The sequence below is a fragment of the Flavobacterium fluviatile genome (assembly GCF_010645065.1).
GTDB lineage: Bacteria > Bacteroidota > Bacteroidia > Flavobacteriales > Flavobacteriaceae > Flavobacterium > Flavobacterium fluviatile.
Genome location: NZ_JAADZW010000037.1, coordinates 1 through 21690, shown reverse-complemented (window position 1 = coordinate 21690; position 21690 = coordinate 1). Strand labels below are relative to the sequence as shown.

General features: G+C 33.5%; 21 protein-coding genes. 5 read left to right on the top strand and 16 right to left on the bottom strand.

Features of this window, described 5'->3' with window-relative positions:
* Nucleotides 1-151: 151 nt before the first annotated feature.
* From GXM17_RS20415 to GXM17_RS20365, 11 genes are all read right to left on the bottom strand, one after another.
* Complete coding sequence (locus GXM17_RS20415; protein WP_163401368.1) at nucleotides 152-1222, bottom strand: M20 family metallo-hydrolase; 1071 nt, start codon at nucleotides 1220-1222, stop codon at nucleotides 152-154.
* Between the two features lie 287 nt (nucleotides 1223-1509).
* Nucleotides 1510-2286 carry an acetylglutamate kinase gene (gene argB / locus GXM17_RS20410; protein WP_163401367.1) on the bottom strand — a complete coding sequence of 259 codons (777 nt, stop codon included), beginning with the start codon at nucleotides 2284-2286 and terminating at the stop codon, nucleotides 1510-1512.
* Nucleotides 2287-2379: 93 nt separating this feature from the next.
* Entirely contained in the window at nucleotides 2380-3327 is a 948-nt protein-coding gene (locus tag GXM17_RS20405) for an N-acetylornithine carbamoyltransferase (protein ID WP_163401366.1), read from the bottom strand.
* A gap of 87 nt (nucleotides 3328-3414) precedes the next feature.
* A complete protein-coding gene (gene proB / locus GXM17_RS20400; RefSeq protein ID WP_163401365.1) occupies nucleotides 3415-4176 on the bottom strand; it encodes a glutamate 5-kinase in 762 nt (253 codons plus the stop codon).
* A 119-nt stretch (nucleotides 4177-4295) separates the two neighbouring features.
* Entirely contained in the window at nucleotides 4296-5489 is a 1194-nt protein-coding gene (locus GXM17_RS20395) for a glutamate-5-semialdehyde dehydrogenase (RefSeq protein ID WP_163401364.1), read from the bottom strand.
* A gap of 162 nt (nucleotides 5490-5651) precedes the next feature.
* Entirely contained in the window at nucleotides 5652-6791 is a 1140-nt protein-coding gene (locus GXM17_RS20390) for an aspartate aminotransferase family protein (RefSeq protein WP_163401363.1), read from the bottom strand.
* 157 nt (nucleotides 6792-6948) lie between these two features.
* Nucleotides 6949-7926: an N-acetyl-gamma-glutamyl-phosphate reductase gene (argC, locus tag GXM17_RS20385; protein WP_163401362.1), complete on the bottom strand. Its 978-nt coding sequence runs from the start codon at nucleotides 7924-7926 to the stop codon at nucleotides 6949-6951.
* Between the two features lie 43 nt (nucleotides 7927-7969).
* The gene (locus GXM17_RS20380; protein ID WP_163401361.1) at nucleotides 7970-8347 is read right to left on the bottom strand and encodes a hypothetical protein; all 378 of its coding nucleotides are present in this window, start codon (nucleotides 8345-8347) and stop codon (nucleotides 7970-7972) included.
* A gap of 74 nt (nucleotides 8348-8421) precedes the next feature.
* A complete protein-coding gene (locus GXM17_RS20375) occupies nucleotides 8422-9615 on the bottom strand; it encodes an argininosuccinate synthase (RefSeq protein ID WP_163401360.1) in 1194 nt (397 codons plus the stop codon).
* A gap of 62 nt (nucleotides 9616-9677) precedes the next feature.
* The gene (locus GXM17_RS20370; RefSeq protein WP_163401359.1) at nucleotides 9678-10316 is read right to left on the bottom strand and encodes a GNAT family N-acetyltransferase; all 639 of its coding nucleotides are present in this window, start codon (nucleotides 10314-10316) and stop codon (nucleotides 9678-9680) included.
* A 460-nt stretch (nucleotides 10317-10776) separates the two neighbouring features.
* On the bottom strand, nucleotides 10777-13044 hold the full coding sequence (locus tag GXM17_RS20365; RefSeq protein WP_163401358.1) for a M1 family metallopeptidase: 2268 nt from the start codon (nucleotides 13042-13044) through the stop codon (nucleotides 10777-10779).
* Between the two features lie 186 nt (nucleotides 13045-13230).
* Here GXM17_RS20365 and GXM17_RS20360 point away from each other — a divergent pair, with 186 nt between their 5' ends.
* Nucleotides 13231-14082, top strand: coding sequence for an aldose 1-epimerase family protein (locus GXM17_RS20360; RefSeq protein WP_163401357.1), 852 nt, complete (start codon nucleotides 13231-13233; stop codon nucleotides 14080-14082).
* A 68-nt stretch (nucleotides 14083-14150) separates the two neighbouring features.
* On the opposite strand, the gene GXM17_RS20355 is transcribed toward GXM17_RS20360, so the two are convergent.
* From GXM17_RS20355 to GXM17_RS20335, 5 genes are all read right to left on the bottom strand, one after another.
* Nucleotides 14151-14993: a DUF2911 domain-containing protein gene (locus tag GXM17_RS20355; RefSeq protein ID WP_163401356.1), complete on the bottom strand. Its 843-nt coding sequence runs from the start codon at nucleotides 14991-14993 to the stop codon at nucleotides 14151-14153.
* Between the two features lie 70 nt (nucleotides 14994-15063).
* On the bottom strand, nucleotides 15064-15726 hold the full coding sequence (locus tag GXM17_RS20350; RefSeq protein WP_163401355.1) for an HAD family hydrolase: 663 nt from the start codon (nucleotides 15724-15726) through the stop codon (nucleotides 15064-15066).
* A gap of 64 nt (nucleotides 15727-15790) precedes the next feature.
* The gene (locus GXM17_RS20345; RefSeq protein ID WP_163401354.1) at nucleotides 15791-16507 is read right to left on the bottom strand and encodes a tRNA threonylcarbamoyladenosine dehydratase; all 717 of its coding nucleotides are present in this window, start codon (nucleotides 16505-16507) and stop codon (nucleotides 15791-15793) included.
* A gap of 24 nt (nucleotides 16508-16531) precedes the next feature.
* Entirely contained in the window at nucleotides 16532-17200 is a 669-nt protein-coding gene (locus tag GXM17_RS20340; RefSeq protein WP_163401353.1) for a TatD family hydrolase, read from the bottom strand.
* Nucleotides 17200-17796: a DUF1684 domain-containing protein gene (locus GXM17_RS20335; RefSeq protein WP_425280026.1), complete on the bottom strand. Its 597-nt coding sequence runs from the start codon at nucleotides 17794-17796 to the stop codon at nucleotides 17200-17202. Before GXM17_RS20335 ends, GXM17_RS20340 begins: the two co-directional genes overlap by 1 nt.
* 99 nt (nucleotides 17797-17895) lie before the next feature.
* Here GXM17_RS20335 and GXM17_RS20330 point away from each other — a divergent pair, with 99 nt between their 5' ends.
* The 4 genes from GXM17_RS20330 to GXM17_RS20315 all read left to right on the top strand — a co-directional run bounded on the left by GXM17_RS20330 (nucleotide 17896) and on the right by GXM17_RS20315 (nucleotide 21598).
* Nucleotides 17896-19113 (top strand): MDR family MFS transporter, encoded by a 1218-nt coding sequence (locus tag GXM17_RS20330; RefSeq protein WP_163401351.1) that lies wholly within the window; start codon nucleotides 17896-17898, stop codon nucleotides 19111-19113.
* A 161-nt stretch (nucleotides 19114-19274) separates the two neighbouring features.
* Nucleotides 19275-19646: a BlaI/MecI/CopY family transcriptional regulator gene (locus tag GXM17_RS20325; protein WP_163401350.1), complete on the top strand. Its 372-nt coding sequence runs from the start codon at nucleotides 19275-19277 to the stop codon at nucleotides 19644-19646.
* Nucleotides 19647-19652: 6 nt separating this feature from the next.
* On the top strand, nucleotides 19653-21380 hold the full coding sequence (locus GXM17_RS20320) for a M56 family metallopeptidase (protein WP_163401349.1): 1728 nt from the start codon (nucleotides 19653-19655) through the stop codon (nucleotides 21378-21380).
* A gap of 77 nt (nucleotides 21381-21457) precedes the next feature.
* Nucleotides 21458-21598: an SsrA-binding protein gene (locus tag GXM17_RS20315; protein ID WP_163401348.1), complete on the top strand. Its 141-nt coding sequence runs from the start codon at nucleotides 21458-21460 to the stop codon at nucleotides 21596-21598.
* The last annotated feature ends 92 nt before the right edge of the window (nucleotides 21599-21690 follow it).

Here is a 21690-nt window from a genome sequence, read left to right as displayed (position 1 = left end):
TTTGTTTATTAATTGTTAGTATTTCAAAGATACATTTTCATATTTTTAATCTATGTCAAAGATATGAGCCCCGATAGCAGTGGAAATCCTTTTGCGCCGGGGTTCGGCACAAAAGATTGTAACAGATAGCGGGATTAGCTCCTAATTAATCTTATAATTTAAAGAAATCGGTTAGAATTTTAATATACAAATCGACTCCTTCTACAATTTCATTTACAAAAATAAATTCGTCTGCTGAATGCGAACGCAATGTTTCTCCTGGCCCTAATTTTAAAGACTGGCAGCTTAAAACGGACTGGTCAGAAAGCGTTGGCGAGCCATACGTTGTTCTTCCCAAAGCGATTCCGGCCTGCACTAAACCGTGAGCAACAGGAATAGATGACGAATTTAAGTGCATGGATCTTGGTTTAACCTCTGCGTTTACATTCTTTTGTACGACTTCCAGAATTTCAGCATTGGTATAACAGTCCGTAACGCGAATATCAACCACCAAATCACATTCTGAAGGAACAACATTATGCTGTTTTCCGGCATTAATCTGTGTTACGGTCATTTTTACAGGACCCAAAACGTCTGATATTTTATCAAATTTATAGTTTTTAAACCATTCCATTACCGGAATTGATTTGTATAAAGCGTTATCGTCGTTTTGGTGTGCGGCGTGGCTCGCAGTTCCTTTTACTTTTACATCTAAAACTAAAAGTCCTTTCTCTGCAACTGCTAACTGCATTAACGTTGGTTCACCCACAATCGCGCAATCCAGTTCCGGTAAATGCTTTAAAACACTATTTAATCCATTTTTCCCGCTGCTTTCTTCTTCTGCCGAAGCAACAATAACGATATTATGTGATAAATTTTGGTTTTCGTAGAAATGTACAAATGTTGCTAGTAGAGAAACCAGACATCCTCCGGCGTCATTACTCCCTAATCCGAATAATTTGCCGTCTTTTTCAATCGCTTTAAACGGATCATTGGTGTAAGCCTGATTGGGCCTTACAGTATCATGATGTGAATTCAGTAAAAGTGTTGGTTTGTTTTCGTCGAAATATTTGTTGAAAGCCCACACATTATTGTTTTCTCTTTTGAAAGGAATCTCGTTTTGACTGAACCAATTTTCAATTAAAAGAGCCGTTTGATCTTCTTCACTTGAAAATGAAGGGGTTTCAATCAGGTTTCTTAATAATTCAATTGCTTCCCGGGTAAGCGTTTCTATATTTTTCATTTTTATTAGGTACTGAGATGCTAAGATTCTAAGGTTCTAAGCTTTTCTAAACTTATGTTTCTATATTAAATCCTAACCTAAATTTAATTTGCGCAAATTTCTAAAATTAATATTTAAAAGTACTGCGCTACTCTGTTTTTTTGCCACTAATTGCACGAATTTTCATGAATTATTTTTTTGTTACAGATTAAAAATCAAAATAAACTTTTTCATATCTGTTTAAAATTATATTCTCTTTTTAAGCAGAAAAAAATTAGTGCAAATTCGCGTGATTCGTGGCTATATTTTTACAACGTAATCGTTGTATGTGGAATATCTGAATTTTGAAGCATTCTGTGATGTCCAATTTTGATTTTCTGCACACCTCTTGATAAACTATTGAAACAGTTATCCAGTTTTGGAATCATTCCGGAATGGATTACTTTTTCTTCTTTTAGCTTGTTGTATAATGATTCATTGATTTCTGTAATTACAGATGAATCGTCCTCTGAATCCTGCAAAACGCCTTGTTTTTCAAAACAATACGTTAGCGTAACATCAAAAACTTCCGATAATGCAATTGATAATTCACTGGCAATGGTATCAGCGTTTGTGTTTAACAATTGACCTTTTTTATCGTGTGTAATGGCACAGAAAACGGGAACAACTCCAGCTTCTAATAAAGTTGCTAGTAATTTGGTGTTAACTTGTTTTACATCACCTACAAATCCGTAATCTATTGTCGGGTGATTTCGCTTTACAGATTGGATTAAATTCCCGTCAGCTCCCGAAAATCCAATGGCATTATTGTCTTTTGCCTGTAATTGTGCTACAATATGTTTATTGATTTGTCCTGCATAAATCATTACCACAACATCCAGCATGGGAGCATCTGTGATTCGGCGTCCGTCAATCATCTGCGGAACCAAACCGATACTCTGAGCCATTTTTGTAGCCGATTTTCCACCGCCGTGAACTAAAACTTTATACCCTTCGATTTTAGAAAAATCAGTTAAAAATTGTTCTAATTCTGTTGGATTGTCGATGATGTTTCCACCTATTTTTATTACGGTAACTTTTTTCATAAGGTTCTAAGTTGCTAAGGTTCTAAGGGACTAAGGTTTTTGTTCCTCGTTTCTTAGCATCTTAGAAACTTAGAACCTTATCACCTCAAAAAACTATATTTTTTTAAGAATCTTTTGTAAAACTAATTGTGCTGAATACGTTCTGTTATTTGCCTGTTCAATTACGATTGAATTTTCGCTATCGATTACTTCATCGCTTACAATTACGTTACGACGGACCGGAAGACAGTGCATAAACTTTGCGTTGTTGGTTAAAGCCATTTTTTCGGCGGTAACGGTCCAGTTTGGATCGCTGTTCGTTACTTTTCCGTAGTCGTTGAAATTGCTCCAGTTTTTTACATAAACAAAATCTGCATTTTCAAAAGCTTTGTTCTGATCGTATTCGATTTTGCAGTCTTTTGTAATTTCCGGACTTAATTCATAACCTTCAGGATGCGTGATTACAAAATCCATCTCTTTTTGCATCTGCATCATTTCTACAAATGAATTAGCAACAGCCTGCGGCAAAGCTCTTGGATGTGGCGCCCACGAAAGTACTACTTTTGGTCTGTGTTTCGTTTTGTATTCTTCCATCGTAATTGCATCTGCTAATGACTGTAATGGGTGACGTACAGCACTTTCCATGTTTACTATTGGTACCGTAGCATGTTTTAAAAATCCTGAAATAACAGTTTCAGCATAATCTTTTTCTTTGTCAACCAAACCTGCAAAAGCACGGATAGCGATTATATCTGCATATTGAGAAACTACTTTTGCTGCTTCTTTAATATGTTCTGAAGCACCTGAATTCATTACAGCTCCGTCTTCAAACTCCAAAGTCCAGCCTTCGCTGCCAAAGTTCATCACCATAACATTCATCCCTAAATTCATCGCCGCTTTTTGTGTGCTTAAACGGGTTCTGAGACTGGAGTTAAAAAATAACATTACTAAAGTTTTGTTTTTACCTAACTTTTTATTTTTAAGCGGATTTTGTTTGATTTTAATCGCGCTTTTTACCCATTTTGATAAAGAGTCGATATCTTTTATTGAAATATAGTTCATTTGTTTTTTTTTAAATTTAGATAATGTGATAATTAGAAAATTGGACAATTGTGTATTATCTAATTAACTAATTTTCTAATTGACTCATTAGATTATTTTGGTAAATTGAATTTCATCTTTTAATGCTTTTAAAATAAAATTATCATTTAATCCATTTACAATCCAGGTTTCGATATTGGCTGCTTTTGCAATTCCGGCTGCTTCTATTTTAGACTGCATCCCTCCTGTTCCGTGTGATGATTTCGATTCGCCAATTTCTTTTTCTAACGATTTTAAATCACTGACCAACTTAATAGTTTCAGGGTTTTCATCATGAATGGATTCTTTCGTATAAATTCCGTTTGTATTGGTAGCAATAATCAGAATATCAACATTTAGCAGCACTGCCGTTAAAGCTGCTAATTTATCATTATCTCCAAACCGAATCTCATCTGTTGCCACGGTATCATTTTCATTGATAATCGGAATGTAATTATTTTTAACCAATACATTAATGGTATTGACAATGTTTTTTTTGGTTTGTTCTTTTTCGAAATCAGAATAAGAAAGCAAACACTGCGAAGTATTCAATCCTAAATCCTTAAAATTTTCATTGTAAATCCGCATTAAATGAGGCTGTCCGATAGATGCTAAAGCCTGTTTTACAAAAACATCTTTATCCTGATTATCCAGTTTTACAAATTGCTTTGCCGCTGCAATTGCTCCTGAACTTACTATGATAAATTCATATTCGTCGTTTAAAGCTGCAATCTGTATTCCAAGATCTTCAATCTTTCCCCGCGAAATATGATTGGTTTCTTTGGTTAAAGTATTACTTCCTATTTTTAATAAAATCCGTTTCTTACCCATGTTTTGTTTTTTAACCGCAAAGGGCGCAAGGTTTTTTTGATTTTGTTTGTGTATAAAACGTTAAGTTCGCAAAGCTACATCTTTCAAAAACAATTCGAAATTTAAGCTCATAGGTATCATTATCTAATCTGCCCTTCCCCATACACATACCATTTATTGGTTACCAAATGCTGTAAGCCAATTGGGCCTCTTTGATGCAATTTATCGGTACTTATTGCTAATTCTCCGCCAAGACCAAATTGTCCGCCATCTGTGAATCTGGTTGAGGCATTTTGGTAAACCGCAGCTGCATCTATCGCTTCCATAAACTGCTGTGCTGCATGGTTGTCTCTTGAAATAATAGCTGCAGAATGTCCTCCGCAATATTTATTAATCATATCAATGGCATGATCCTGAGAATCAATAGTTCCAACTACGATTTTATAATCTAAAAACTCTTCGTACCAAATGTCGTTGTTTTGAATGGTTTTCGTATTCTCAAAATTTTCTAGCGATTTGTCGACAATTACTTCCACTTTTGATTCTATTAAAGCTTCGATCAACATCGCTGTAAAACCTTCAAAATTGGGTAGTTTTGTATCGATTAGCACTTTATCTAAAGCATTACAAGCCGAAATTTTCGCAGTTTTAGCATTTAAAATTACTTTTAAAGCTAAATCTGTGTCAGCATCTTCATGAACGTAAACAAAATTATTTCCTCGTCCGCTTACAATTACCGGGCAAGTTGCATGTGCTTTTACAAACTCTATTAATTTTTCTCCGCCTCTCGGAACTATTAAATCAACTTTTTGAGTTGGTTTTTCTAAAAATGCCTGAGTTTCTGTTCTATTATAATTCAGATATTCCACCCATTCTTTTGAAACTCCGTTTTCTTCTAAAGCTTTGTGCCAAAGACTTACGATTTTTAAATTTGATTTTAAAGACTCTTTTCCTCCTTTTAATAAAATCTTATTTCCGGATTTAAAAGCAATTCCGCCTGCTTCGATTGTAACATCTGGACGCGATTCGTAAATAATTAAAATCGTTCCGAAAGCTGCGGTTTTATTGACCACTTTAATTCCATTATCATGAGTAAAATGAAAACGCTCAACGCCAACGGGATCTTCCTGTGAAGCTAATTGGTTTAAAGATAGAATCATTTCATCGACTTTTTTATCATCTACTTTCAGGCGTTCTTCCATGGCTAAATCTGAACCGTCGTAATCAGCAAGGTCTTCCTGGTTGGTTAAGATGATCTGATTCCGCTCCTGTTCGACCAGCTTTGCCATAGTCCGCAAAACAGCGTTGCGTTTTTCAATTGATAATGGATTCATAATTTATAGTTGGTTGGTTGTTTTTTGGTTGTTTCTTTTTATCGAAACTTTATTGATCCTAACAGGTTTTGAAAAACCTGTTAGGTTTGATTCCTGAATATACTTTAAGTTTATTTCAATATACCTAACAGGTTTCAAAAACCTTTTAGGATAATCATACTTTTAGTTTTTTAACTCTTCTAAACTTTCTTTTAAAGCTTTTACAAACGTATCAATATCTGCTTTTTTCACAGTCAAAGGCGGTAAAATTCTTAATAGATTTTTATTATTCGCGCTACCTGTAAAAATGTGTTTTTCGATAATTAATTTCTTTCTTAAAGCGGCTACATCAAAATCGAACTCGACCCCAAGCATCAAGCCTTTTCCTTTTACTTGTTTGATTCCTGGAACTTCTTTGATTTTTTCTAAGAAATATTCATAAACTTCATTTACATTTTTTTGTAAATCCAGTTTTTCAATTACATCTAAAACTGCAATTCCTGCAGCACAAGATAAATGGCTGCCACCGAAAGTAGTTCCCAATAATCCGAAACTTGCTTCGAATTTTGGAGAAATTAAAATCGCTCCAACAGGAAACCCGTTCCCCATTCCTTTTGCAACCGAAATAATATCAGCATTGATTCCGTGATGTTGGAATGCGAAAAATTTTCCGCTTCTTCCGTATCCTGATTGTACTTCATCCAAAATTAAAACAACATCATATTTTTTACATGCTTTTTCTAAAGCCTGGAAAAACTCCGTTGTTCCCTGATCTAAACCTCCAACTCCCTGAATTCCTTCTATAATTACCGCCGTAACATCTCCTTTTGCTAATTCAGCTTCAACCAGTTCGATTTGGTTTAAAGGCAAAAATGTTACTTCCTGCTGTGCGTTTATCGGTGCAACAATTTTTTTGTTATCTGTAACAGCAACTGCTGCAGAAGTTCTTCCGTGAAAAGAATTATGAAAAGCCACAACTCTTGATTTTCCGTTATTGAAAGAAGCTAATTTCAATGCATTTTCGTTTGCTTCAGCACCGGAACTGCATAAAAACAATTCGTAATCTTCAAGGCCAGAAAGTTTTCCTAATTTCTGTGCCAATTCCACCTGTAAAGGATTCTGAATGGCATTGGAATAAAAACCCAGATTATCTAGTTGATTCTTCAATTTTGCTACATAATCCGGTTGTGTGTGCCCGATAGAAATCACGCCATGTCCGCTGTATAAATCTAAATATTCTACTCCTTTGTCATCAATAATGGTACAATCGACAGCTTTTACCGGAGTTATGTCGTATAATGGGTAAACGTTGAATAAGTTCATATTTTTTTGTTTGTTTTGTTTCAGGTTTTAGGTTTCAGGTTATTTGTAGAACGTGCAACTTGAAACGCTAAACTTGAAACTAGTTTATATTTCTTTGTATCCATTTCGAGTCACACACAGAACGTGAAACCTGAAACTTTAAACTTGAAACTAAAAATTAAAATCCGCTTGGTTTCAAATGTAAACCAGTGGTTTCTTCTAATCCGAACATTAAATTCATGTTTTGAATTGCTTGTCCTGAAGCACCTTTGGTTAAATTATCTATAATTGATGTTATGAGAACCCGGTTTCCTTTTTTCAATAAACTAATGATACATTTGTTCGTTTGTACAACCTGTTTCATGTTGATATTGGTGGTCGTAACAGTTACGAAAGGTTCGTTTTTATAGAACTCTTCATATTTAGCAACCAATTGCTCCAAACTATCATCACATAAGGTGTAAAGCGTTGCAAAAATTCCTCTTGGAAAATCCCCTCTGTTTGGAATAAAAAGCAATTCACTATCAAAATCATCCTGCAATTGCACCAAACTTTCCCCGATTTCTCCTAAATGCTGGTGTTCAAAAGCTTTGTAATGCGACATATTATTGTTTCTCCAGCTAAAATGAGAAGTTTCTGAAAGGCTTACTCCTGCTCCTGTAGAACCAGTTGTAGCATTAATATGAACATCATTATTCAGCAAATTGTGTTCTGCCAAAGGCAATAAAGCCAATTGAATAGCAGTTGCAAAACAACCTGGATTGGCAATATAATTTGCTTTTTTAATTTCTGCTTTATTTATTTCCGGCAATCCGTAAATGAAATCTTTTCCTTCGAAATGAGCGTCTTTATTCAATCTGAAATCATTTCCTAAATCGATGATTTTGGTATGACTCGCAAACTGATTTTCTTTCAAAAATGAAATCGATTTTCCGTGACCTAAACACAAGAAAACAACATTTACATTCGGATTGATTTCGGCAGTAAAATTCATTTCAATATCACCCATCAAATCGTGGTGCGCTACAGAAAGTGGTTTTCCGGCATTTGTTGTACTGTAAACAAAATCGATGTTTACGTTTGGATGATACATTAAAATTCTGATGAGCTCCCCAGCCGTGTAGCCCGAACCACCTATTATTCCGATATTAATCATAATTTTTATTTTTTAAGATTCCATAAAGAAATCTTTTGTTTTATTATTCTGCAACAATAAATTTAGCAGATACAAACTTTACATAAAATGTCTTTATCTGTTCAGGACTCAGTAAATTTGTCTCATGAGGAGAAACAACATTATATACTTCTGTATAACTAGAATTAGCACCAATATGAATGTATGACTCTTCATCAATAATTTTTTTTATAGGTGTCAATACTATTCCGTTATAATCCAATGTTACGGATGAAGTACCCTTTATAGCAAAATCGTTAGGATTAGTATGTTTTATTTTATAATACAATCGGGATGAACTGTTACCTGTGTCACGAGTAAATTCAAACAATAAAACCTCAGAAGTAATTTCTTTTAAAGTTTCTTTTTCTGGCGATGAATCACTTTCACATCCAAAAAACATTATAAATAATGGAAGTATAAACAAAATATTTGACTTCATAAATTATCCTGGGTTTAATTAATAAAAAGAGTCAATTAATCGAATTTTTCATTGTTGACTGAAGAAAATATATTCTGAGCATTTCCTAAAATCTTGATAAATCCTTTTGCATCTTCAGATGTCCAGGCATTGTTCATTTCGCCGTACTGACCGAAACCAGTGTTCATTAAATCATTTTCAGATTCGATTCCGTCAAGCGAAAAATGATATGGTTTTAATGAAACTGTTACTGTTCCGTTTACTGTTTTTTGAGTGTCTTGCAGGAAAGTTTCAATATTTCTCATAACCGGATCCAGGAACTGACCTTCGTGAAATAACATTCCGTACCAGTTTCCTAACTGTTCTTTCCAGTATTGCTGCCATTTTCCAAGAGTATGTTTCTCTAATAAATGGTGCGCTTTGATGATAATTAACGGTGCAGCAGCTTCAAAACCAACTCTGCCTTTAATTCCGATAATCGTATCCCCAACGTGAATATCCCTACCAATTGCATAAGCGTTTGCCAGTTTTTCAAGCGCTACAATATTGTTTGAAGGTTTGTCTGTTTTTCCGTTTAATCCAACTAATTCTCCTTGTTCAAAATGAAGTGTTACTTTTTCTTCTCCTTCTTTTTGTAATTGAGAAGGATAAGCTTCGCTTGGCAATGGCTGTCCTGAAGTTAAAGTTTCCTTACCTCCAACACTTGTTCCCCATAGACCTTTATTGATAGAATATTGTGCTTTTTCCCAAGAATAGCTTACGCCATTTTTTTGAAGGTATTCTACTTCTTCTTGTCTGGAAAGTTTTAAATCCCTAATTGGTGTAATGATTTCGATTTCCGGAGCAATAGTCTGGAAAATCAAATCAAAACGGATTTGGTCGTTTCCGGCACCTGTACTTCCGTGTGCAATGGCGCTTGCTCCTACTTTTTTAGCATATTTGATTGCTTCAATAGCCTGGAAAACACGTTCTGCGCTAACTGATAGAGGATATGTATTATTTTTTAATACGTTTCCAAAAATCAAATATTTGATAGCTTTATCATAGTATTTATCTAAAATTGTTAAGTTAGCATGTTGTGCACTTCCTAACTCGTAAGCCCTTTTTTCAATTGCTGATAATTCTTCAGCGTCGAATCCTCCTGTGTCAACAAGAACGGTATGAACTTCGTATCCTTTTTCATTTTTTAAATATTTCAAACAATACGAGGTATCTAATCCTCCGCTATAAGCTAATACTACTTTTTTCATTCTTTATAATTTAGGCTAATACTTTCGTATTTAGCAGTTTGAGATTTATTTCAATTCATTCTTTAACTAAATAAAACAGACAAAAATTTGTTTAGGAATAAAGCTTGTTTTATTTTTTTTAATCTTTTCAAAACAGCTTCGTTAAAAGGATGTCTTGGCGGATCTTTTGGTTTGTCTTTTGGATCATACAACATTCCGGTACATAAGCACATTTTGTTTTCCTTGCTTTGTAAAATTGGAAAATTAGTACAGGTTTTACAGCCAGCCCAAAAACTAGGATCAGTTGTAAGCTCCGAAAAAGGCACTGGTTTATAGCCTAATTCCGAATTGATTTTCATTACGGCTAAACCAGTCGTGATTCCAAATATTTTGGCGTTTGGATATTTTTCCAGAGAATAATCAAAAACTTTTGATTTGATTTTTTTAGCCAAACCTAAGTTTCTGTAATCAGGATGCACGATTAAGCCGGAATGTGCCACAAATTTTCCGTGCTCCCAACTTTCGATATAACAAAAACCTGCGAATTTCCCGTCTACAAGAGCAATCATCGCATCTCCATTAGACATTTTTTTCTGAATGTATTCAGGAGTTCTTTTAGCGATCCCCGTACCTCTTAACAAAGCAGACGATTCTATTGTGTCACAGATTTCCTGTGCAAATTTGAAGTGTTCTTCCTGAGTAACAACAATAGAGATTTTCATTTCAGTAATGAAGTTTAGCGTTAAATATTAAAACGTATTGTTTGTTTTGAAATCCAAAAAAGCAGTTGATAACAGACACAACAGAAGCACTACCTTTAAAATCTAAAATCTGATTTAGGAAACTTTTATGAAAATAAATACTTTTGGTATATATCTGTCCGATGGACAATGTATGTGATTTCAAAATGAAGATGAATATAAATAAATACGCGGCGAAAAACTCTTGAATACTATACTAATAGCATCCGTACTTCGGGAGAAGTACCAGGAGAGATTGTCCGTGACAAAGAAGTTATATGTAAACTTATTTCATTCATGGTGCAAAAATACATTATTTTTTTATTTAGAAAACTAATTTTCAAAAATCTAACTTTTTTTTAATACAATGTTATTTTTCAGCATTAAAAAAGCCCGACAGATTCCATAAACCTATCGGGCTGAATTATTTACGAACTTTATTTTAATTTTTAGTAAATGTAATTACTTGTCCATTGCCTAAAATAGTCATATCGAAAGTTGTTTTAGCTTCGTTGAATTTGAATTTCAAACCCGCTGCTTTAGATACAAAAGTGTCTTTTTCGCCCGCTACAGGTTCAACTGTAAACTTAGGAAAGTTTGTAATTTCAACATTCAGAACACTATTTTTCTCCGTTAATTCAATTTTTAAAGGAGCATTTTTTGTAGAATAGACACCTAAATAACCATCCAGAATGATGTCTTTTTCAATTTTACCTTTTTCTGCTGTCCACACATTATTATTTTGATTATTATCCGGAAAAACATGTTCAGGATCTAAAGTAATACTTTCTACTTCTTCAGTAGAATTGTGTTTGAAAGACCAGTCATTATTACGCTGCCAAATTTCTACAGGCAATTTAACCCTTGTCACTTTTCCGCTTTTTGTTTTTACATCCAAAATAATTGGCATTGGCATTTTATCAAAATTTTCAACATTGATGATAACCCCTTTTGCCGGATCATTTTTTACATATTTAATCGAGTTAACTCCCTGGTCAAAACGCCAGTTATTTACATACCAGCTTCTCCAAAACCAACTTAAATCTTCGCCGGCAACATTTTCCATGGATCTGAAAAAATCATCAGGCTGAGGATGTTTGTAAGCCCAGCGCTGAATATATGTTCTGAATGCAGTATCAAAACGCTCTTTTCCTAAAATCTGTTCCCTCAAAATAACCAAACCTGCACTTGGTTTAAAATAGCACAGCATCCCAATATTAGCTTCCTTCATATTATCAGGAGAACTCATAATAGTTTCTAAGTCTGGTCTTGTAAATGGGTCGGCCATTTCATGCAAATCCGTTTGCGGATCTTTATATTCTCCATTATTAAATGCTTCAGTACTTAATGAATTAATAAAGGTATTAAAACCTTCATCCATCCAGGCAAATAAACGTTCATTTGACCCGACAATCATAGGGAACCAGATATGCCCAAATTCATGATCGGTCACACCCCATAAGTCTTTTCCTTTTGATTCCCAGCTGCAGAAAACAATTCCGGGATATTCCATTCCGCCCTCATTTCCTGCAACATTTGTAGCAGCCGGATAAGGATATTCAAACCATTGTTTCGAATAATGTTCGATGGATGCTTTTACATATTCTGTAGAACGTCCATAACCGTCTTTTCCTGAACTTTCAACAGGATAAGCTGATAATGCCAAAGCTTTTTTACCGCTCGGAAGATTAATTTTTGCCCCGTCTAAAATAAAAGCCGGTGATGAAGCCCATGAAAAATCCCGTGCGTTTTTAATTTGGTAATGCCATGTTTTTTCTGCTGTTATGTTTGTGTTTGCACTGGCTGCAACTTCTTCGGCAGAACGAATAGTAACCGTTTTATCACTTTGTCCGGCTTCTTTGTATTTTTTAAATTGTTCTGCAGGTAAAACATCTGCACCATTCAGTAATTCTCCGGAACTTACCACATAATGATTTGCCGGAACAGTAATTTTTACATCAAAATTACCATATTCAAGATAAAACTCAGAAGCTCCCAAATATGGCGCCATGTTCCATCCTCTTACATCATCGTACACACACATACGCGGATACCATTGTGCAATCGTAAAAATCTTGCCGTTTTTAGTTTCTAAAACTCCCATTCTGTCAGATCCTTCAAAAGGAGCTATGAATGAAAACTCGATTTTAATTTTTACAGTTCCTCCTTTAGATGCTAATTCCTGTGGAAGAAAAATTTGCATCCTGGTATCTGTAACTATATATTTCGCATCAGTTTCTGAACCTTTTTTTTCGCCTGAAATTACTTTTACTGATTTAATTTTATTTCCACCGTCAAAAATTTGTCCCTGAGCACCATTACGGCTTCCTGTTAAAGGCACGACCGCATTTCCACGCGAATCATTTTTGAATAAATTCTGATCTAAATTCAGCCACAAAAAGGATAATTTATCCGGACTGTTATTGGTATATGTAATTTCATCCGTACCAATAATTTCGTTTGTCACAGCATTTAATTTTGCCGTAATCTGATAATCTGCTCTGTTCTGCCAGTATTCAACACCTGGCTGCCCACTTGCGGAACGGGTTGGGGTACCATTTTTTGTGTAAAAATGCGGTGCAAAGGCATCATGGTAATTGTAATTATTAACTGGATTTCCTGCTGTTGCCGGTACTTGTTGTGCCGAAACAGAATAAATTCCTACAAACAAAGCCGTTATCAACAAGGCTTTAGCGAATTTTCTTTTCATATGTTATACCTGTTTATGTAGCAAATTAATGAAAAAAAATACTATTTACAGAGAAAACTTAAAGCCTATATTTAATTTTAGCAAAATATTATTAAAAAAATAATTTGACACATTTTCTAAAAATTAAAATTTTTAAAAATTATATTTACAATTTTAAAGCATTTACTCTCACTAAAAAATATCATTTTGAACACAACAATCTCAAATAAAACACTAAAAGCCTGCATAAAACATGCGGGAGCCGAATTATCTTCCCTGACTAACAATCAAAAAAAGGAATATATGTGGAACGCTGATCCGGATTACTGGCCGAAACACTCACCTGTTCTTTTTCCTATTGTGGGAAGTTTAAAAAATGATAGTTATACATTTAATGAAAAAGACTATCACTTGCCAAGACATGGTTTTGCCCGTGACAGAGAATTTGAATTGATCGAAAAAACAGAAGTATCTGCCACTTTTTCTTTATCCTATGATGAAGAAACTCTTCAAAAATATCCTTTTAAGTTTGAATTGCAGATTATTTACAAGCTTGAAGAAAATAAACTCAATATAGCATACAAAGTAATCAATAAAGAAGCAACACAAATCCCTTTTTCTATTGGTGCCCACCCTGCTTTTGCTTTGCCTGAAAAATTTTCAAACTACAGCATTCAATTTGAAAAAAAAGAAAAATTAGAATATTCACTTCTTGAAGATGGCTTAATTTCAAATAAAAAGGAAAGTTTAGAAACTTTAAATAATACAGTGAATTTAAATTACAAATTATTCGAAAATGATGCTTTAGTTTTTAAAACTCTCGAATCAAATTCGATAACTATACTTGAAAACTCCAAACCATATATTAAAGTTGATTTTAGGGATTTTCCAAATCTGGGAATCTGGACCAAAGAAAACGCTCCTTTTATTTGTATTGAACCGTGGTTTGGTTATTCTGACACACCTGAAAAATCAGGTGACTTGTTTAAAAAAGAGGGCATACTGATTCTTGAAGCAAATCAAAGTTTTTATACTTCATTTAATATAGAAATATTTTAATCAAAACAATAAAAAACCCATTTTGAGATGTATCAAAATGGGTTTGTCTTTTATATAAAGCTACAGAATTATCTGCTCCATTCAGAAATACTATCTTTATTCATTTTTACATAATCCTGGTTATTGGCAGCTTCTGCAGCAGCCAAAGAAATTTTGGCCGTTTCTATAGCACCTGCTTTATCACCTTGCTTTGCCTGTATTAATGATTTTAATCTGGTAACATAAAAAGGTTTATCTGAACTTAATTCTAATGCTTTATCTACATAATCTCTTGCAAGCATAATATTTCCGTTTGACTGAAATAAATATTGGGATGCAGCATAATAATCATTCCATGTTGGTCCGGCCAAAGCTTTTTTAATGCTCTCTGTAGCAATTTTTGCAGTAGGAACTTCAAATTTCAATGCTATATGAGAGTTTTCCCAGGCCATTTCCAAATGTCCTGAATTTTGATCCAGATTATTAATGCCAATCGTAAAGGTTTCAACAGGAGTTGGCAATGCATCTTCTTTAACAGTTGTTCTTAAAGCCACATAAGCATCACTCCAGTTTTCAGGTAATCCCCAGTTGTCGGTTGAAAGGTAAAAGATTACTTCCCAGCTTTCTATCCTTGGAATAGTATAAATGGCATATTTTCCTTTTTTTAATGTTTTGCCATCAATAACAACATCATCTCCAAAGTTGATTATGGTGTTTTCATTCGCTCCTGTTCTCCATAATTTTCCAAACGGAACCAGATTACCAAAAACCGCCCTGCCTCTGGCACCTGGTCTTGAATAGGTAACTTCAACATCTGTTAATCCAACGGTTTGTTTGATATAGCCTTTTGGACTAGCTTGAGGTGTTCTTATTTGTGCTTCTGCAACAAAAGGTGCGAAAATAATGACTAATGCAATAAGTAGTTTTTTCATTTTATAAATCTGTTTGTTTTTTTTCAAATTTACAAATTCAAAAAAAGACAAGAGTTAAATTTTACTTAATTCAAGTACTTAATTGTGATATTTTAAAAGCATCTAACTCATTGAAATGATTAATAATCAAATTGGCCTCAGATAAGTCCTGACCTTCTGAATTTTCACTTCTGTAACCCACACAAAAAATCCCTGCACCCTTAGCTGCTTTTACACCATTAGTACTGTCTTCAATTATGATACAATTTTCTTTCGGAGCAACTGACAATGAAGCTGCATGCATAAAAATTGCCGGATTTGGTTTGGATTGTGGAAAATCTTCACCGCTAACAATTGCCGAAAAATACTGATGGAGATTAAAACGTGTAAAAACACGGTCAATAGTTACTTTTGATGCAGATGAAGCCAAAATTAACTGGATACCGTTTGCATACAAATCTTTTATTAAATCTTCAACACCCTCTAATAAATATAAATCTTCTTTTGTATCAAAAGCATCATTAAAAATACTTCTTTTCCTTTGAATCAGATCCTCAACTCCATGTTCTATTGCTGGAAAAAAACCTTTTAAAGTCTGAAACGTATTTCGGGTTGAAAATCCAGTGAATGAAGAATACATTTCTTCTGAAACTTCAATATTTAATTCTGAAAATTGTTTATAATAAGCATAACGATGAACGGGTTCTGTATCGACAATTACGCCGTCCATATCAAAAATTACTGTTTTAATCATTTTTTTTAAGTTGATGAGATATCAGATTTTCATATCCTAAGTTTTTTTTACTACTCACAAAAGCTTATTCTTTTTTAAGTAAGTGACGAATTACGGTTTCAGCGGCATGTAAGCCAAATAAAGCAGGAATATAACTGTTGGTTCCGTAAAATGACTTTTTGAAATTCTTACCATCAGTCATTCTTAAACTCTTCTTGTCCGGAATCTCAGGCGAAAAAACAACTTTTAACTTATAAATTTTTTCTGCTTTTAACCGGCGCCTGATTGTTTTTGCAAACGGACAATAACAGGTTTTTGAAATGTCTCCGACTTTTACTTTAGAAGCCAGCATCTTTCCTCCGGCTCCCATACTGCTTATAATTTTTATTTTTTTTCGTTTTGCAGCAAAAATCAGATTTAGCTTCGGTGTCACACTATCAATACAGTCCAAAACATAATCAAATTCTGGGGAAACAATTTCAAATGCGCGTTCAGGGGATAAAAACTCCTGTACACGGGTTAATTTTAATGCGGGATTTATGTCCATCAGCCGGTCTCCAACAATTTTGATTTTTGGCTCACCTACAGTCGAATGAAGGGCAGGTAATTGTCTGTTTATATTGGTAATATCAACAATATCACCGTCAACGATGGTCATATTCCCTACTCCTGCTCTCGCCAAAAATTCAGCTGCAAACGATCCCACTCCTCCTAAACCTACAACCAAAACATTTGCGCTTTGCAGGTTATCTAATCCTTCTTTTGTAAATAAAAGCTCGGCTCTTTCTGTCCACTCTGCCATATACTTCTCTATTATTTTGTTTGTTTAATTTTTTGCTTCAGAATTATTGGTTCTGAAACACATTTTATAATTATTTGAGATCACTGACCGTAAATCATCATTTTTTAATTCTTTATAACTTGAAGCCAATTCATAAACCTGTTGAATATTTTCTTCAATTGTATCAGTTTCCAAAAAGAAGCGATCATTTGGTATATTCTGAAAAACTGTCTTTAAATCCGGATTTTGCACTAAATATTTCCCAAACGATATATAAAATCCTTCCTTGAGGAGCTGATTAGCAACCTGACTATTTTTAGAAAAACCATGAATTATCATCGGAACCGAAATATTCAACCTCTTTTTTATTGAAATCACTTCCTGATATGCTGCAACACAATGAACAACTACTGGCTTTTTATATTTTTGTGCTAAATATAACTGGCCTTCAAAAACACTAACCTGCTGTTCAAACGGAATTTCGATTCGTTTATCCAGACCACACTCACCAATAGCCAGACAATTATTTTCTTTTAGCTTTTCTTCAATAATTTTTAAATCGGCATCAATTCTGTCTTCAACAATGTACCATGGGTGAATTCCAATCGAATAAAACGGAATCGAAGCATCAAAATCCTGAGGATATTGATTCACCAATTCTAAAATATCAGGATTATTGGTAAACTTATGCGTATGAAGATTGAAAAATTTCATCAATGAAACGTTTTTACACCAGCTTTAATGGCAATATTCAAATCATTTTCTAATGGAACAATTGGACAAGAGTAATTATGATTGTAAGCACAATACGGATTATATGCCTGATTAAAATCGATTGCAATTGTATTTCCTTTTGGAATTTCCAAATCAATATACCTTCCACCTATATAACTTTCTTTTCCACAGGTTAAATCTGAAAAAGGTAAAAACAAATGGTTTTTATACTTCTCTAATTTAGAAAGTTCAACATCCTGATAAACATTTAATTGTAATGCAACTCCGTCAATTGTAAAGAAAACAGTCCCGTATTTAATATATTTTGGTTTTCTGGAAGTTGATGTTTTCATTTCAAATGGTTTCTCGTTTTTAGCTTTTATCAATTTTGCATTTACAAAATATTTACTGTTTATGGGATAGAAATCAAGTGATTTAAACGTTTTCAAATCATTAGCCATTAATGGGCTGGTTTTAGCATCTGCATATTCAGCATTAATAGTTTTCTGAAATTTTTCAGCATTATTTTTATTGAATTTGCCCTGACTATAAGTCCAATTAAAAACCAATAATAAAACAAACAGACTATTTTTCATCATAGAAATTTTGCACAAAAATAGTTTAAAACTAACAAAGCAGCAACCGCTACACATTACAAAGTTTTCTAACTTTGTTGAAAAACAATTTCTTTTATAATGTTAAAAAACGCTTTTCACCATTACATCAACAATTTTAGAGGATTTAGAAGAGAAATATGGATTCTTGCCATTATTACTTTTATCAATCGTGCAGGCACAATGGTATTGCCTTTTTTATCAAAATATTTAAAAGAAGATCTTCATTTTACTTATAATCAGGTTGGCTGGATTATGGTTGCATTTGGGTTTGGATCAATGCTGGGATCCTGGCTTGGAGGAAAATTGTCAGACAAAATAGGATTTTATAAAATCATGATTTTTAGTTTGTTTACTACAGGGATTTCCATGTTTTTAATTCAATACATCACTACTTTTTTGGGACTTTGTATAGGAATGTTTTGTTTAATGGTCATTGCAGATATGTTCAGGCCTGCCATGTTTGTTTCACTTGGTGCGTATGCGAAGCCAGAAAACAGGACAAGAGCTTTAACATTGGTCCGTTTAGCCGTAAATTTAGGTTTTGCATCTGGCCCTGCTTTAGGCGGACTTATCATTATGGGAATCGGCTATCAGGGACTATTTTGGGTTGACGGAATTTCCTGTATCATTTCGATTTCGATTTTTGCTTTGCTCGTAAAAGAAAAGAAAAAAGTCATACCTGAAGATAAAATTGAAGATTCAGCAAATAAAAAATCAGTATTTAAAGACAGGATATTTTGGGTTTTCTTATTTGTGAGTTTTGTGACTGCCATGATCTTTTTTCAGCTTTTTACCACATTACCATTATATCACAATGAGAAATTTGGTCTGACAGAATTTCAAACCGGTCTTTTAATGACCTTAAATGGCTTGCTGATTTTTGCATTAGAAATGCCGACTGTCGGATTTTTGGAAAGAAAAGGTTCTCCGAAAATAAAAATCATTATCTGGGGTTCCTTTACTATGGCATTAAGTTTTTTTCTGTTACTAATCAACGTTTGGGCCGGAATCTTAATCATTGCTATGATATGCATCTCTATAGGAGAAGTTCTCGCCTTTCCTTTCTCTAATGCTTTTGCCCTAAGTCGTGCCCCACGAGGTCAGGAAGGACAGTATATGGCGCTTTACACTATGAGCTTTAGTTTAGCTCATATTATCAGTTCAAAAGTGGGGTTTGAAATTATTTCACGATTTGGATACCAAATGAATTGGTTTTTCATGGCGAGCATTGGTATCATAGCTACATTTTGCTGTTTGTGGATTAAGAATGCTCTTGTTTTAGAAAAAAAACAATAAACCCAGAACCAATAAAATCCTTAATTTCAATTTATTACATTAAATTGAAAAAAAATATTTCTTCTTCCGGATCAAAAATAAACTTCTTTTTTAGTTAAATAACTATTTTTATAGTTGCATAACTAAAAAAATAGTTGTAGGTTTGATATAAATTAAAACACATGCAAAAGTTAACTAATAAAGAAGAAGAAATAATGCATATTTTATGGAAGCTCAAAAAAGCTTTCGTAAAAGAAGTACAGGCAGAAATTACTGAAGACCAGCCTCATTATAATACACTTTCTACAATTATTCGAAATCTGGAAGAAAAAGGATTTGTGGGACATAATGCTTTTGGCAACACACATCAGTATTATCCAATTATAAGCCTTGAAGCTTATAGCAAAAAATATATGAAAACTGCAATTGATAATTATTTTAACAGTTCTTATAAAAATATGGTTTCGTTTTTTGCCAAAGAAGAAAAAATTTCTGCGGCTGAATTACGTGAAATCATAGCTATGATCGAAAATCCAAAAGAAGGAGAAAAATAATTATTTATGGAAGCACTTTTTATTTATATCGCAAAATCATCGGGGTTAGTAGTATTATTTTATTGTGCCTATTATTTTTTACTACGAAAAGAAACATTTTTCAATAGCAATCGATGGTTTTTACTTTCCGGATTGGCAACTTCAGTTTTGCTGCCTTTTTTAGTATATACCAAAATTGTCTGGATTGATCCTGTTCCAATGCCAATTATGAATTATTCTCAGGCTTTTGTACCACAAACCATTAAGCAGGAAACATTTGAAATCGATTGGAATTATGTTCTAATAGCAATTTACAGTATTGGATTTCTGGCACTCGTAATAAAATTTATAGGAGATTTTTACAATTTGAATTCGCTTTTAAAAGGAAAAAAAATACAACAGCAGGCTGATTTTAAATTAGTTGATGTAACTGAAAACATTGCTCCGTTCTCATATTTTGACTACATCGTCTACAACTCATCAATGTACACAGAAGGAGAATTAGAAAACATCATTGAGCATGAAAAAGTCCACAGTGATCAAAATCACACTATTGATGTGTTAGTTTCACGAGTATTTTGTGTGCTTTTTTGGTTCAACCCTGTCATCTGGTTATACAAAAAAGCCATTTTACAAAACCTCGAATTTATTGCCGATAATGAAGCTGCTAAAAAAATATCAGACAAAAAAGCCTATCAATACACGCTTTTAAAAATAACAACACATAAAAGCTGTGTTGCCATCACCAATCATTTTTATCAATCATTAATCAAAAAACGAATTGTCATGTTAAACAAAAATCAATCAAAAAAAAGGAATTCATGGAAGTATTATGCAATTCTTCCGGCGCTTGTGGCTTTTGTGCTTTTATTTCAGATAAAAACCATTGCACAAGAGAAAAAAGAAGCTCAGGAAGTCAATGAAAAAATTCAGTCTGTTGATATTTACAAAATAAAAAATACTACAACAGACGAAGAATTAAAACAAATGACTGTAAAACTGAAGAAGATTCATAATGTAGATGTTGAAATTTCGGAAGTAAAAAGAAACTCAAATAATCAATTAACAGCAATCAAAGTTGATGTTGAAAAAGGTACCGGGAGAGATAAAACTATACAAATTGACGGTGATAATGCAATTAAAAGCTGCGGAATCGTTATTTCAGTTGATGATAATAACAACAAAAAAATCAATATTATTACCGATGACGGAATGGAAAAACCGATAGTTGATGGAGATAATGTTATTATAAATAAAAAAAATCATGTCAAAATAAATACTATTTCAACGATAACTCCTCCTGTCCCACCTACTCCGCCTTCATTTCCTGCAGGACAAATGCCTCCAGCTCCAGCCCTGGATATGTCAAAAATGCCTAAACCGCCGGTACCGCCAATCAATCCAAAGGATAAAGTGGCTATGAGCAAATTCGAGAAAGAAATGACCGAATTTGAGAAAAAAATGGAGTCTTTTGAACCGGATATGTCTGCTTATGAGAAACAAATCGAAGAAATCATGTCTAAACGTGAAGCCGTTTTTGAAAAAGAAATGGAAAAATATGAAATAGCGATGGAAAAATTCAATGCTGATATGGAGAAATTCACTGAAGGAATTCAAATAAAATTCGGCAAAGACTCCAAAGAGTATGAAATAAATATGAAGCAATTTGAAAAAGACATGAAGGCATTCGAAAAAAATATGAAAATTCATGAAAAAGAAATGAAAAAAATGGAGAAAGAAAGTCAAAAATCATAAACATTCATTCCAAAAACACAAAAAAGACTTTGCCATTAAGCAAAGTCTTTTTTTATCTTTGAGAAAAATTTATTCTTATGTTTAAAATATTAGCCAAAATAAACAAACTCTTACTACCAAGTTTTAGCAAGCAGGGTTTAGATATAGCCAAAGCAAAAAAATGGCAGCTGGCAATTATTGGTTATCGGGCGTACGTTACAAAACGCGCTTTAGATTAATTACAAATATCTTTCGACACTATCCCAAAAAGTGTGTAAGTTGAAAAGTTTAGGCTCCTGTTTTTATAATCGGAGCCTTTTTTCAAATATAA